The sequence below is a fragment of the Rhizobacter sp. P2_D12 genome (assembly GCF_056404395.1).
In genome coordinates, this window is the sequence record NZ_JBFUEB010000004.1 from 41,631 (window position 1) to 53,211 (window position 11,581).

10 protein-coding genes are annotated in these 11,581 nt (G+C 71.2%); 5 read left to right on the top strand and 5 right to left on the bottom strand.

The window, feature by feature from the left end:
• Positions 1 to 16 precede the first annotated feature (16 nt).
• Positions 17 to 907 carry an aldo/keto reductase gene (locus AC1DYN_RS02195; protein ID WP_477957461.1) on the bottom strand — a complete coding sequence of 297 codons (891 nt, stop codon included), beginning with the start codon at positions 905 to 907 and terminating at the stop codon, positions 17 to 19.
• 173 nt (positions 908 to 1,080) lie between these two features.
• Between AC1DYN_RS02195 and AC1DYN_RS02200 the strand changes: the two genes are divergently transcribed.
• Entirely contained in the window at positions 1,081 to 2,862 is a 1,782-nt protein-coding gene (locus AC1DYN_RS02200) for a sensor domain-containing diguanylate cyclase (protein ID WP_477957462.1), read from the top strand.
• Between the two features lie 12 nt (positions 2,863 to 2,874).
• Here the strand turns inward: AC1DYN_RS02200 and ychF are convergent, their stop codons facing one another.
• The gene (gene ychF, locus AC1DYN_RS02205; RefSeq protein WP_477957463.1) at positions 2,875 to 3,969 is read right to left on the bottom strand and encodes a redox-regulated ATPase YchF; all 1,095 of its coding nucleotides are present in this window, start codon (positions 3,967 to 3,969) and stop codon (positions 2,875 to 2,877) included.
• 98 nt (positions 3,970 to 4,067) lie between these two features.
• On the opposite strand from ychF, the gene AC1DYN_RS02210 reads away from it, so the two are divergent.
• Positions 4,068 to 4,952, top strand: a complete 885-nt coding sequence (locus AC1DYN_RS02210; protein WP_477957464.1) for a pirin family protein — start codon at positions 4,068 to 4,070, stop codon at positions 4,950 to 4,952.
• On the opposite strand, the gene AC1DYN_RS02215 is transcribed toward AC1DYN_RS02210, so the two are convergent.
• Genes AC1DYN_RS02215 through AC1DYN_RS02225 form a run of 3 tightly spaced genes read right to left on the bottom strand, consistent with a single transcriptional unit; the run spans position 4,912 to position 9,175 of the window.
• Positions 4,912 to 5,847 (bottom strand): DMT family transporter, encoded by a 936-nt coding sequence (locus AC1DYN_RS02215; RefSeq protein ID WP_477957465.1) that lies wholly within the window; start codon positions 5,845 to 5,847, stop codon positions 4,912 to 4,914. The two genes, AC1DYN_RS02210 and AC1DYN_RS02215, sit on opposite strands and share 41 nt — an antisense overlap.
• Positions 5,847 to 6,728, bottom strand: coding sequence for an MOSC domain-containing protein (locus tag AC1DYN_RS02220; protein WP_477957530.1), 882 nt, complete (start codon positions 6,726 to 6,728; stop codon positions 5,847 to 5,849). Before AC1DYN_RS02220 ends, AC1DYN_RS02215 begins: the two co-directional genes overlap by 1 nt.
• An 8-nt stretch (positions 6,729 to 6,736) precedes the next feature.
• Positions 6,737 to 9,175, bottom strand: coding sequence for an AsmA family protein (locus AC1DYN_RS02225; protein ID WP_477957466.1), 2,439 nt, complete (start codon positions 9,173 to 9,175; stop codon positions 6,737 to 6,739).
• A gap of 78 nt (positions 9,176 to 9,253) precedes the next feature.
• Here AC1DYN_RS02225 and AC1DYN_RS02230 point away from each other — a divergent pair, with 78 nt between their 5' ends.
• The 3 genes from AC1DYN_RS02230 to AC1DYN_RS02240 are packed head-to-tail and all read left to right on the top strand — an operon-like array spanning position 9,254 to position 11,570.
• On the top strand, positions 9,254 to 10,366 hold the full coding sequence (locus tag AC1DYN_RS02230) for an FAD-dependent monooxygenase (RefSeq protein ID WP_477957467.1): 1,113 nt from the start codon (positions 9,254 to 9,256) through the stop codon (positions 10,364 to 10,366).
• 11 nt (positions 10,367 to 10,377) lie between these two features.
• The gene (locus AC1DYN_RS02235) at positions 10,378 to 11,115 is read left to right on the top strand and encodes a DsbC family protein (protein ID WP_477957468.1); all 738 of its coding nucleotides are present in this window, start codon (positions 10,378 to 10,380) and stop codon (positions 11,113 to 11,115) included.
• Positions 11,115 to 11,570, top strand: coding sequence for a DUF3429 domain-containing protein (locus AC1DYN_RS02240; RefSeq protein WP_477957469.1), 456 nt, complete (start codon positions 11,115 to 11,117; stop codon positions 11,568 to 11,570). The genes AC1DYN_RS02235 and AC1DYN_RS02240 overlap by 1 nt, the downstream gene beginning before the upstream one ends.
• Positions 11,571 to 11,581 lie beyond the last annotated feature (11 nt).

Here is an 11,581-nt window from a genome sequence, read left to right on the forward strand (position 1 = left end):
ACCTGGGGAACCCCGCTCAAGCTACTTCATGACCGCTGCCGGCCTGCCAGATCTCGGTCCAGGTGGCCGAGTCCATCTTCAGCTGCAGCGCCGCCAGCGCTTCGCGCACGGCATCGAGGCGCTGCGAGCCGGTCAGCGGATGCGGGCGGGTCGGGTGGCGCAGCAGCCAGGCATAGGCGACGGTCGCGGCGCTGACGCCGTGGCGCTGCGCGACGCTGTTCAGCACCGCCTGCACGCGGCGCGTGCGCTCGTCGCCGCCGGTCAGCAGCCGGCCACCGGCCAGCGGCGACCAGATCATCGGCCGCAGGCGCAGTTGCTGGCACTGGTCGAGCGTGCCGTCGTGCAGCGGGTCGAGGTGCAGCGGGTGCAGCTCGACCTGGTTGGTCGCGAGCGCGATGCGGCTGTTCAGCAGCTCGAACTGCGCCGGCGTGAAATTCGAGACGCCGAAGGCCCGCACCTTGCCGGCCAGGCGCAGCGCCGCGAAGGCCTCGGCCACCTCGTCGGCGTCCATCAGCGCATCGGGGCGGTGGATCAGCAGCAGGTCGAGGTGGTCGGTCTGCAATGCGCGCAGCGAGTTCTCGACGCTGTGCGTGATGTGCGCCGCCGAGGTGTCGTACTGCTTGATGCGGTGTTCCGGGCGCGCCTGGCCGACCAGCTTGATGCCGCACTTGCTGACCAGCTGCATGTGCTGGCGCAGCGACGGCTTCAGCGCCAGCGCCTGCCCGAACAGGGTCTCGACCTGGTAGCCGCCGTAGATGTCGGCATGGTCGAAGCTGGTGACGCCGAGCTCCATGCACTGCTCGATCCAGTGCAGGCGTTTCGCGGCGTCCCAGCCCCAGTCGGCCATGCGCCAGGCGCCGGCAACGATGGGGGAGAGGGCGAGGTTGGGGGCGTTGGCTGGGCTCATGGTCGCAACAAAGTATCGGTTGGGAGACGCGGCAGGGAAACGCAGAGCGTAACAGTCGGTTTCCCTTGTGTTGCATGGGGCGAATCCTGACGATAACAACGCCAGAATGCGGCCCGCGCCGGTCCAGCCCACCCTGCTGGTCCGGCCGCTGCCGTGCCTTACCGGGTCCCGATTTGCCAGAGTTCCTGCGTCGCCTGCTGCTGTGCCTGCTGCTGGCCGCCACCCCGTTGTGGGTGGGGGCGGCGCCGCCGTTGCAGCTGGGCGTGCCGGGCCCGGCACGCAGCCTGGCCGAGGGGGCCGAGTTCCGCATCGACGCCACCGGCCGCCAGGAGCCGCAGGCGGTGCTGGCCGAGCACGCCGGCTGGCAGGCGTTGCCCGAGGACGAGGTGTTCGGCGCCCGCTGGCCGGCCGTCACCTGGGTGCGATTCAGCGTGCAGGCCGGCGCCGGCAGCGAGGCCGACGGCTTCCTCGAACTGCCGCACGCGACGCTGCTGCGCGCCGAGCTGTTCCCGGTCGGGCCCGATGGGCGGATCGGGCCGCCGCAGTCGACCGGCGTGCTGACGCCGATCTCGCGGTGGCCGCTGCGCGGCTCGCTGCCGGTGTTCCAGCTGCATGCCGACGCGGCCCGGCCGACCGCCTGGCTGCTGCGGCTGGAGCACCCGGCGGCGCTGGGCGGTGCGCCGCTGCTGCGCAGTCCGCGCGACCTGCTGCAAAGCCAGGGCGCGACCCAGCTGTTCATCGGCGCGTACTTCGGGCTGGCGCTGCTGGCGCTGTTGTACGTCGGCGTGCAGGCGGCGATCCACCGCGACGTGACGCTGGGCTGGTGCAGCGCCTACCTGGTCGCGATGATCCTGACGCTGGCCTGCCTGAGCGGGCTCCTGCACCAGACGCCGCTCGGCGACGAGCCGACGCTGAGCGCGGCCTTCCTGATGCTCAGCCCGGTGCTGCTGGGCACGGTGGGGCTGGCCTTCCTGCGTTCGGCCGTGCCGCAGGCGGTGATCGGTCCGCTCGAACGTGCGCTGGTGTGGCTGTGCATGGGCCTCGCGCTGGCGCTGGGGGTTGCGTACCCGTTCCTCGACCTCGGCGAGCGCTGGTTCCTGACCCGCTCGTATGGCGCGCTGGCGATGCTGGTGGGGGGCGGCCTGCTGCTGCGTTCGCTGCGCTGGCAGCTGCCGCACGTGCGCTGGATGGCGGCCGGGCAGATCATCCTCGGGGCCGGTGCGGCGCTGCCGCTGCTGAAGAGCTTCGGCGTCGTGCCGAGCGGGCTGTTCGCGCAGTACGGGCTGCTGTTCGCGAGCGCGGTCGACCTGCCGATGCTGCTGTTCGCGATGTCGCTGCTGCGGCGCGACCACGACGTGGTGTCGGCGCGGCTGCGCGAGGCCAACCAGTACGACCCGGTGACCGGGCTGCTGCGCCCGAAGGACCTGCTGCCGCGCCTGGCGCAGATGAAGTTCCGCAGCCAGCGGCACGGCATCCGCAGCGCCGTCGTGATGTTCGAGGTGGTGAACCTGCGCGACATCCGGCTGCGCCAGGGCGCGACCGTCGCCGAGCAGGCGCTGCTGCTGGCCGGGCGCCAGGYGCRGCAGGGCATGCGGGCGTCGGACGTGATGGTGCGCTTCAACGAGCAGCGCGTGGTGGCGCTGCTGGACGGCGTGGCCAACCCGGGCGAGGTGCTGATGATCGTGCACCGCATCATCCACCAGGCCCAGCACTACACCGGCGAACTGCCGGGGCACGAGACGCTGCAGCTGCATGCGGTGGTGGCGCACCTGCCGGAAGACCGGCGCGACACGCCGCAGGCGCTGGTGGACGCACTGGTGGCCCACCTCGCGCGCATGCGGCCGGGGAGTGGGGCCAGGCTGCGGCAGTTGACGACGCTGGCGCAGCAGCGGCAGAAGCCGGGGCTGTGGCGCCGGTGGATGAAGACGGCGCCGTGGGAGGCGGGGGCGGAGTAGGGCCGTGCCGGGTCAGACGTTGAACAGGAAGTTCATCACGTCCCCATCCTTCACCACGTACTCCTTGCCTTCGGCCCGCATCTTCCCGGCGTCCTTCGCCCCCTGCTCGCCCTTGAAGGCGATGAAGTCGTCGAAGCCGATGGTCTGCGCGCGGATGAAGCCGCGTTCGAAATCGGTGTGGATCACGCCGGCCGCCTGCGGTGCGGTGTCGCCGATGTGGATGGTCCAGGCGCGCACTTCCTTCACGCCAGCGGTGAAATAGGTCTGCAGCCCCAGCAGGCCGAAGGCGGCGCGGATCAGCCGGTTCAGGCCCGGCTCGGTCTGCCCCATCTCCTGCAGGAACATCAGCCGGTCGTCGTCCGGCATGTCGGCCAGCTCGGCCTCGGTCTTCGCGCAGATCGCCACCACCGGCGCCTTCTGGCCTTCGGCATAGGCGCGCAGCTTGTCGAGGTAGGGGTTGTTCTCGAAGCCGCCCTCGTCGACGTTGCCGACGAACATCGCCGGCTTGGCGGTGATCAGGCACAGCGGCTTCAGCACCACCAGCTCTTCCTTGGTGAACGCGATGCCGCGCACCGGCTTCGCCTCGTTCAGCGCGGCGGCGCACTTCTGCAGCACGTCCACCAGCTTGGCGGCTTCCTTGTCGTTGCCGGACTTGGCGGCCTTGATCGAGCGCTGCAGCGTCTTCTCCACCGTCGCCAGGTCGGCCAGGCACAGCTCGGTCTGGATCACCTCGATGTCGGAGATCGGGTCGACCTTGCCGGCCACGTGGATCACGTTCTCGTCGTCGAAGCAGCGCACCACGTTGACGATCGCGTCGGTCTCGCGGATGTGGGCCAGGAACTGGTTGCCCAGGCCCTCGCCCTTCGAGGCGCCGGCCACCAGCCCGGCGATGTCGACGAACTCGACGATCGCCGGCACGATGCGCTCGGGCTTGACGATGCCCGCCAGCGCCTGCAGCCGAGGATCGGGCAGCTCGACCACGCCGACGTTCGGCTCGATGGTGCAGAACGGGTAGTTCTCGGCCGCGATCCCGGCTTTCGTCAGCGCGTTGAAGAGGGTGGACTTGCCGACGTTCGGCAGGCCCACGATGCCGCATTTGAGGCTCATGGAAAGGGCTTTCGGGGTCGAGAGGGAAGAACCGGGGAGAAAGGCGAATTTTAGACGCTCGGCCTACACTCGCCGCTCAACCCCTCGAGAGGCCCCCGATGCTCGAACTCCTGCAGCTGACTTCGCACACCAAGGACCTCGGCGGCGGCTTCACGGTGCGGCGCCTGCTGCCGTCGTCGCGCCAGCAGGCCGTCGGGCCGTTCCTGTTCTTCGACCACTTCGGGCCGATCACCGCCCAGCCGAGCGACAACCACGACGTGCGCCCGCACCCGCACATCGGCCTGGCCACCGTCACCTACCTGTTCGAAGGCGCGATGCAGCACCGCGACAGCACCGGCATCGTGCAGCGCATCGAGCCGGGCGCGATCAACTGGATGACCTCGGGGCGCGGCATCGTGCATTCCGAGCGCACGCCCGACGACCTGCGCGCGCTGCCGCGCCGCAGCCACGGCCTGCAGCTGTGGGCCGCGCTGCCCACCGAGCACGAGGAGGATGCGCCGAGCTTCTCGCACACCGCCGCCGCGGCGATCCCGTCGCTGAAGGTCGGCGCGGTCGAGGTGCGGGTGCTGATCGGCAGCGCCTTCGGGGCCGCGTCGCCGACGCCGACGCTGTCGCCCACGCTCTACGCCGACCTGCAACTGCCGCCCGGCGCCACGCTGCAGGTGCCGGCCGCCGCGCAGCAGCGTGCGCTGTACGGCGTCGACCACGGCTTCGCGCTCGACGGCCAGGCGATCGAGCCGGGCGTGATGGTGGTGCTGCCCGAAGGCGCGCAGCCGACGATCGCCGCGCCGCAGGGCGCACGCGTGATGCTGATCGGCGGCGAGCCGCTCGGTCACCGCTTCATGTGGTGGAACTTCGTTTCCAGCCGCAAGGACCGCATCGCCGAAGCGGCCGACGACTGGGCCGCGCAGCGCTTTGCCGGCGTGCCCGGCGAGACCGAGTTCATTCCGTTGCCGGCGCAGCGCCCCGAGGCGAAGGGCTGAGCCCGGCACCGCGCCGCAGCACCAGCACGTTGCCGGCCACGGCCAGCAGCGCGCCGAGCGCCGTCAGCGCGTCCGGCTGGTAGTGCTCGAACACCGTCGACACCACCAGTGCCAGCAGCGGCGTCATCACGCCGATCGTGCCCGACGGGCCCGGGCCCAGCCGCTGCATCAGCGTCAGGAAGCAGGCGAACGTCAGCACCGAACCGGCCAGCGCCAGGTACAGCAGCGCGACCCACCACGACGCGATCGCCGGCAGCGCGAGCGGCTGGCCGTCGGCCAGCACGACGATGAAACAGGCGGTCGCGCCGTACAGCATGCCGAAACCGAGCGCGGGCCAGAACGGCAGGCCGCGCACGCCGTTGCGGCTGGCGCTCAGGCTCCCGACGCTGGACAACAGCACCGCGCCGACCGTGAACAGCGCGCCGAGCGCGGTGCTGGCCGCATCGCGCGTGCGGCCGAACTCGGGCCAGAACACCAGCGCCACGCCGGCCAGCCCGAGCAGCCCGCCGGCGATGAAGCGCGGCGTGATGGCGGTGCCGAACAACGCCCGCGCGCCCAGCCCGTTGATCAGCGGCGACGCCGAATAGCCGACCGCGACGATGCCCGACGGCAGCAGCACCTCGGCGTGGTACACGCACAGGTAGGACACGCCATACAGGAACACGCCCTGCAGCGCGAACCAGCCGTGTTGGCGCAGCGAGAAACGCAGCGGCAGCCCGCGCCAGGCGCTGAAGCCCAGCACCACCGCGCCGGCCAGCGCAAAGCGCAGCGCGACGCCGAACTCGGGCGTCGTCACGCCCACCTGGTAGGTGATCGCATGCCAGGTCGTGCCCCAGGTGAGCACGCAGATCGCGAACAGCTGCCAGCTGCGCAGGCCGCGCATGCCGCCGGGCATCAGAAGCGGATGCTCGCGGTGCCCGCCAGCCCGGCGCGCAGCCCGCACTCCACGCCCTCGACGATCACCGCGTTCATGCCGAAGCTCACCGCACCGCCGACGCGGTCGTCGGCGCGGTAGGTCGACAGCGTGTCGCCCGGCTCGTGCCCCGGCTCGCCGGTGGCCGGGTCGACGTTCGGGATCGGGCAGCGCGGGCAGGGCTTGACCAGGCGCAGCCGCACCGGGCCGTCGGTGGTCTCGAAGCGGATCTCGTCGAGGAAGTCCTCGCCGTGCGCATCCAGCCCGTCCAGCACCAGGTTGGGCCGGAAGCGCGCCATCGTCGCGGCCGGCACGCCCTTGCGCGCCAGGCGCTCGTTCAATGCGTCCAGCGAGGCCTGCGAGATCACCAGCAGCGGGTAGCCGTCGCTGAACGCGTTCTCGGCGTCGAGCTCGCCGGTCCACTGCTTGTTCGACAGGCGCTTCTGCTCGGGGTCGAAGCGCGCCAGGCGCAGCGGGAACTTCACGCCCTCGCGGGCCGGCCCGAGGAAATCGCTGAACCACTGCGCCGCCAGGTCGCCCATGTCGTAGGCGGCCACGGTGTCGTTCCACACCGTCACCTGCGTCGGGCCCTCGACCGCGTCCAACGCCAGGTGCAGCGCCAGCATGCCGGGCGCGCGCAGCACCAGCTCTGTGTGCTTCAGCGTCGTGTGGACCAGCGCCATGCGCGGCAGCTCGCGCTGGCTGACGAAGCGGCCGGCGGCATCGACCACCATCCACGCGCGGTCGAACTCGAGACCGGTCTCGATCAGCAGCGATTCCTCGAGCGTGACGCCGGCACAGCTCTTCACCGGGTAGACGTGGACGCTGCGCAGCGTCAGCGCCACGTCGCCGCTCTCCTCCATCGAGTCGCTCACTTGAACAGTCCCTTCAGCTTGTCCTTCAACTGGTCCTTGGCGGATGCCTTGGCCCCCGAGGCGGCGCCGCTGGCCGCCGACGGCAGGCCCAGCTTCTCGCGCAGCTTGTCCTCGGCCCTGCCGGCAACCTCGTTCTTCAGCGCCTGGGCCGCGATCTGCGACCACTGGATGCGCCAGTCCATCGCGTCGAACGGGCCGGTCAGCTGCACCGGCACCGTGACGCCCTTCAGCGCCGCCAGGTCGGCACCGTCCTGGCCCTTGGTGGTGTTGGCCACCGTCGCCCGGGCGGTGTAGTCGATGCGGCCGCGGCCGATGTCGAGCGCGCCCGCGCCGCCCAGGCGCAGGAACGGGCTCTTCGCATCCAGGTCGGAGTTGCGCGCGATGCCGTCGGCGATCACGAAGCTGGCCGTCATCTCCGAGAAATCGGTCTTCTCGGCCTGGCTCGATTTCTGCGCCGTGTCCTGCTTCATCGACAGAGCGGCCTTGGCCTGGCGCAGGCTCTTCGCGAGGTTGACGCCCTTGATCGCGCCGTCGCGCAGCTGCAGCGCGGCCGTGCCCTTCAGGCGCGCCTTCAGCTCGTTGACGCTGCGCCCGGCGCTCTCGACGTCCATCGCGACGCGGCCGGTGCCTTCGAGGATGTCCTTCTTCGCCACGTCCTTCAGCAGCGCGTTGACGTTGACGCCGTTGGCGGTGGCCTTGATCGCGACCCGGCTGGCGCGCGCATCGGCGAAGGCGGTCGCGTCGAGCACGCCGCCCCAGGTCTTGCCATAGAGCTTGCTCACCCGCAGCATGCCGCCCTGCAGCGAGGCCTCGAAGGCGGCGTCGCTGACGCGGTAGGTCTGGTAGGCGAAGCTGCCGATGTGCAGGCTGAACTCGCCCTGCACCGCGCGCAGCGGCGACAGGTCGACCGGCGTGTCGGGCGGCGGCTTGTCGCCGGCCGCCGGGGCCGGTGCGGGCGCGGTGGACGACGGCGGCAGCAGCCGGTTCAGGTCGAGCGCGTCGAAGTTGGCCGAGGCCTTCACGGTGATCGGCGTGCCGGCCAGCGTCAGGTTGCCTTCGCTGCGGAACGGGTTGGCGTTGATCTGCCCGGCCAGCGACCAGTGCGCCGATTGCGGCGACGCATCGGCCTTGCCGCGCATGTCCAGCATCAGCGGCTGCAGCGACGGCTCCTGGATCTTCAGCTGCGCCACCAGCGCGTCGAGGGCAAAGGCGCTCCTGGCCGGCTGCAGCACCAGGTCGGAACGCACCGTGCCGGCCAGTTCCCGTTGGCCGCTGGTGCCCTTCATGCTGCCCTTCAGCGTGGCGTCGAAGCCGGGCACCTTGACCTGGTCGAAGCTGCCGCTGGGGGCTGCCGTCTTGAAGCTCGCGTCGACCGCGGTCGGGCCGCCCAGCGACAGCTTGCCGCTCAGCGCGCTGCCGGTCAGCGCCTCGCCCTTCACGTTCAGCTCGGGCCAGTCGAGCGCGGCCGACAGCGGCTGGCCGCCCTGCGTGCCGGCCAGCTTGACCTGCAGCTGCGCGAGCGCGATGCTGCGCCCGGCCGGGTCGTAGGCGAAGCGCTTGATCTGCACCCGGCTGTCGGCCAGCTTCAGCGAACCGAGCGTGGCGCCGAGGCCGAGGTCCAGGTCCTGCGCGTCGACGGTGCCGCGCTCGCCGTCGTAGCCGAGGGCGCCCTGGATCTTCAGGTCCATCGCCTGCACGCCGAAGGCATCGCCCTGCCAGCCGAGCTGCATGTCGCGCAGCTTCACGCCGTGCTGCGCGAGCAGCAGCGTCAGCTTCGTCTCGCCGGTCAGCGTGCCCTTGACGGCCGGCGCCTTCAGCGCCAGCTCGGCCTTCAGCTTCACCGGCGACTCGACCTGGTCGGCCAGCCGGCCGGTGTGCAGCGAGTTCAGCGTCACCTCGCCGGACAGCTGGTCGCGCTCGTCGCGCAGGCTCAGCCGCAGGTCGTCGAGCTGCACGCCGCTGATGTCGAAACGCAGCGGGGCGCCCGACGACGACGGCGCCGGCTGGCTGGCCGCGGCGCCGGGCGGCGGCGCGTCGCCGGCCAGCAGGTCGTCGATGTTGCTCTTGCCCTGCGCGTCGCGGCGGTACACCAGGCGCAGCCCGCGGGCGCTGACCTGGTCGACCACCACCTGCCTGCTCAGCAGCGGCAGCACCGCCACCGACAGCGAGGCCTCGTCCAGCGCGGCGAACTCGTCGGCGCGCCCCTTCTCGCTGAGCTTGACGGCCGATACCTGCACCGCCAGGCGCGGGAAGATCGACAGCTTGATCGGCCCGTCGATCGCGAGCGTGCGCTCGCGGTGGGTTTTCATCCAGTCGATCGCGACGCCCTTGTAGGCGTTCGGATCGAAGGTGGCGACCAGCCAGGCCAGCACGGCGCCGATCAACAGCACCAGCACGGCCAGGGCCAACAAGAGTTTTCGGATCCAGGGTTTCATCGCGGCTGCCACAGCGTGGGGGCACCGATTCTGCCTTCATGGGCACTGGGATGGTGCCGATCCCTACAATGAAACCTCATGAAACGCTTCGATCTCCGTGTCCGCGGTGCCGGCATCGTCGGCCAGGCCCTCGCCTTGACCCTGGCGCGGCAAGGGCTGCGCGTGGCCCTGGTGCCCGATGCCGCGCCCGCCGCCGGCGAGGATGTGCGGGCCTATGCGCTGAACGCCGCGTCGGTCGCGCTGCTGCAGGGGCTGAAGGTCTGGGAGGCGCTGCCGGCCGGCGCCGCCACTCCGGTGCACGAGATGCGCGTCGAGGGCGACGCCCCCGGTGCGGCGCTCGAGTTCTCGGCCTGGCAGCAGCACGTGGCCGAGCTGGCGGTCATCACCGACGCCGCGGCGCTGGAACGCGCGCTTGCCACCGCGGTGCGCTATGCGCCGCACGTCGAGCTGCTGCCGCCCGATGCCGAGGTCGACGCACCGCTGACTGCGCTGTGCGAGGGCAAGGCCTCGGCCACGCGCGCCGCGCTCGGCGTGGCGTTCGATCGCCAGGACTATGGCCAGCGTGCGATCGCGGCCCGCCTGGTGGCCGACCGGCCGCACCGGCACGTGGCCCGCCAGTGGTTCCGCGCGCCCGACATCCTGGCGCTGCTGCCGTTCGACACGCCGCAGGCCGGGTGCTCGTACGCACTGGTGTGGTCGCTGCCCGAGGCGCGGGCGCAAGCGCTGCTGGCGCTCGACGCGCCGGCCTTCGAGCAGGCGCTGAACGAGGCCGTGGGCGATGCCTGCGGACACGTGTCGCTGGCTTCCGACCGCGCCGGCTGGCCGCTGATGCAGGCCCGTGCCACTGCCTGGTGCGGCCCGGGCTGGGTGCTGCTGGGCGATGCGGCGCACGTGGTGCACCCGCTGGCCGGGCAGGGGCTCAACCTGGGCCTGGCCGACGTCGCCGCGCTGGCGCGCGTGCTGGCCGAGCGCGAACCCTGGCGCGCGCTGTCCGATCCGAAGCTGCTGCGCCGTTACGAACGCTCACGACTTCTGCCGACGCAGGCCATGGGCCAGCTCACCGGCGGGCTGTGGCGGCTATTCTCCACGGACCAGGCCGCGGCGCGGGAACTCCGCAACCGCGGCATGACTCTCGTCAACCACCTGTCCCCCCTCAAGCGCTGGCTGACCGCCCGGGCGCTGGATTCCTGAAAGCCCGTTCCATGTCCACCCTGCTCACCCTCCGACTGCGTTCCTGGCTCGCCCTGGCGGCGCTCGCCACCGTCTCCTGGGCGCCGCTGGCGCATGCCGACGAGGCCCAGATCCGCAAGAACCTGGCCGAGCGCCTGCCCAACTTCCCGGCCATCGACGAGGTCAGCAAGACGGCGATCCCGGGCGTCTACGAGATCCGCATGGGCACCGAGATCCTCTACACCGACGAGCAGGGCGCCTACCTGATCGAAGGCTCGCTGATCGAGACCAAGTCGCGCACCAACCTCACCGAGGCGCGCATCAACAAGCTGACGGCGATCGACTTCAAGACGCTGCCGCTGAAGGACGCGATCGTCTGGAAGAGCGGCACTGGCGCGCGCCGCATCGCGGTGTTCGCCGACCCGAACTGCGGCTACTGCCGCCGCTTCGAGGCCGACCTGCAGAAGCTCAAGGACGTGACCGTCTACACCTTCCTGTACCCGGTGCTGGGCGGCGATTCGCCGCAGAAGTCGCGCGACATCTGGTGCGCCAAGGATTCGAGCAAGGCCTGGCTGGGCTGGATGCTGCGCAACGAGCAGCCGGCGCGCACCATGGGCGCCTGCGAGACGCCGATGGAGCGCAACCTGGCGATGGGCCGCAAGTACCGCATCAACGGCACGCCCGCGGTGATCTTCGCCGACGGCACCCGCTTCCCCGGCGCGATGCCGCTGGAGCAGATCGAGAAGCAGCTGATCGCCAGCAGCAAGTGATGCCGGCCGCACTCGCCGGGGCGACCGCCAACTTCTCGCCCAACCCGGTTGCGCTGCGGCTGGGCTACCTCGGGCTGCTGCCCTTCGTGCTCGGCGCCGCGCTGGTGTGGCTGGTGCTGCCCGAGGCCGGCGTCTACGTGCCGCACGTGCTGTCGGGCTATGCCGCGGTGACGCTGTCGCTGCTCGGCGGCATCCACTGGGGCCTGGCATTCCGCCAGAAGCTGCCGTCGCCGGCGCTGTTCGCCTGGGGCGTGGTGCCGCCGCTCGTGGCCTGGATCGCCGTCGTGATGCCGCCGTACGCGGGGCTGGTGGTGCATGGCGCGATGCTGGTCGCGTGCTACCTGGTCGACCGCCGCGTCTACCCGTCGCAGGGTGTCGGCGCGTGGCTGACGCTGCGCTTCCGCCTGACCGTGGTGGCGAGCCTGTGCTGCTTCCTCGGCGCGGCCGGCAGCTGACCCCTTTTCCG